Origin of the sequence: Parabacteroides sp. PH5-46 (assembly GCF_029892785.1) — a bacterium.
Taxonomy (GTDB): Bacteria; Bacteroidota; Bacteroidia; order Bacteroidales; family Tannerellaceae; genus DFXE01.
The window spans coordinates 1-1,799 of record NZ_JARXXA010000038.1 but is presented as its reverse complement, the minus strand read 5'-3'; the positions used below and the strand labels follow the sequence as shown (position 1 = coordinate 1,799).

Below are 1,799 nucleotides of genomic sequence, written 5' to 3'. Positions count from 1 at the left end.
GTAGTCCCAGGCAGAGTTGAACTGCCGACCTCTACATTATCAGTGTAGCGCTCTAACCAACTGAGCTATAGGACTGTCAACTTTTGATGCCCGGGAAAACCTAATCAATAAGGATTCCCAGCCTCTTTTTTCTCTTTTTTGTATGATCTATATCGTTAACATAACAACATTGTAGTACAAAGAATATGAAACTTATGTACATACCCTATACCTTTCACTCTATCTCTCAGACGTAACATACGGTACATGAAACTCCAGAAAGGAGGTGTTCCAGCCGCACCTTCCGGTACGGCTACCTTGTTACGACTTAGCCCCAGTCATCGGTTTTACCCTAGGCCGATCCTTGCGGTTACGGACTTTAGGTACCCCCAACTCCCATGGCTTGACGGGCGGTGTGTACAAGGCCCGGGAACGTATTCACCGCGCCATGGCTGATGCGCGATTACTAGCGAATCCAGCTTCACAGAGTCGGGTTGCAGACTCCGATCCGAACTGAGACATGGTTTGGAGATTAGCATCCGGTCGCCCGGTAGCTGCCCTTTGTCCATGCCATTGTAACACGTGTGTCGCCCCGGATGTAAGGGCCGTGCTGATTTGACGTCATCCCCACCTTCCTCACAGCTTACGCTGGCAGTCTTGTTAGAGTCCCCAGCTTAACCTGATGGTAACTAACAATAAGGGTTGCGCTCGTTATGGCACTTAAGCCGACACCTCACGGCACGAGCTGACGACAACCATGCAGCACCTCGCAAATCGCTATTGCTAGAAAACTGGTTTCCCAGTCTGTCGAAATGCGTTCAAACCCGGGTAAGGTTCCTCGCGTATCATCGAATTAAACCACATGTTCCTCCGCTTGTGCGGGCCCCCGTCAATTCCTTTGAGTTTCACCGTTGCCGGCGTACTCCCCAGGTGGATTACTTAACGCTTTCGCTGTGTCGCTTACTGTGTATCGCAAACAACTAGTAATCATCGTTTACAGCGTGGACTACCAGGGTATCTAATCCTGTTTGATACCCACGCTTTCGTGCTTCAGTGTCAGTTATGGCTTGGTAAGCTGCCTTCGCAATCGGAGTTCTGCGTGATATCTAAGCATTTCACCGCTACACCACACATTCCGCCTACCTCAAACATACTCAAGGTACCCAGTTTCAACGGCAATTTTATCGTTAAGCGACAAACTTTCACCGCTGACTTAAGTACCCACCTACGCACCCTTTAAACCCAATAAATCCGGATAACGCTCGCATCCTCCGTATTACCGCGGCTGCTGGCACGGAGTTAGCCGATGCTTATTCATACAGTACATTCTCTTTCACTACACGTAGTGACTACTATTCCTGTATAAAAGAAGTTTACAACCCATAGGGCAGTCATCCTTCACGCGACTTGGCTGGTTCAGGCTCTCGCCCATTGACCAATATTCCTCACTGCTGCCTCCCGTAGGAGTCTGGTCCGTGTCTCAGTACCAGTGTGGGGGACCTTCCTCTCAGAACCCCTATCCATCGAAGACTTGGTGGGCCGTTACCCCGCCAACTATCTAATGGAACGCATGCCTATCCAACAGCGATAAAATCTTTAACAAATATCTCCATGCGGAGCCCCTGTTTTATGCAGTATTAGTCCGACTTTCGCCGGGTTATCCTCCTCTGTTGGGCAAGTTACATACGCGTTACGCACCCGTGCGCCGGTCGCCGGCAGACTATTGCTAGCCCCCGCTGCCCCTCGACTTGCATGTGTTAAGCCTGTCGCTAGCGTTCATCCTGAGCCAGGATCAAACTCTTCGTTGTTAAAATTGTTTT

At 49.9% G+C, this 1,799-nt stretch carries 1 tRNA gene and 1 rRNA gene; both read right to left on the bottom strand.

The features are described 5' to 3' along the window. Position 1: 1 nt before the first annotated feature. A tRNA-Ile gene (locus M2470_RS18420) sits at positions 2–75 on the bottom strand. Between the two features lie 183 nt (positions 76–258). Further along, a 16S ribosomal RNA gene (locus M2470_RS18415) occupies positions 259–1,787 on the bottom strand. Between the last annotated feature and the right edge of the window lie 12 nt (positions 1,788–1,799).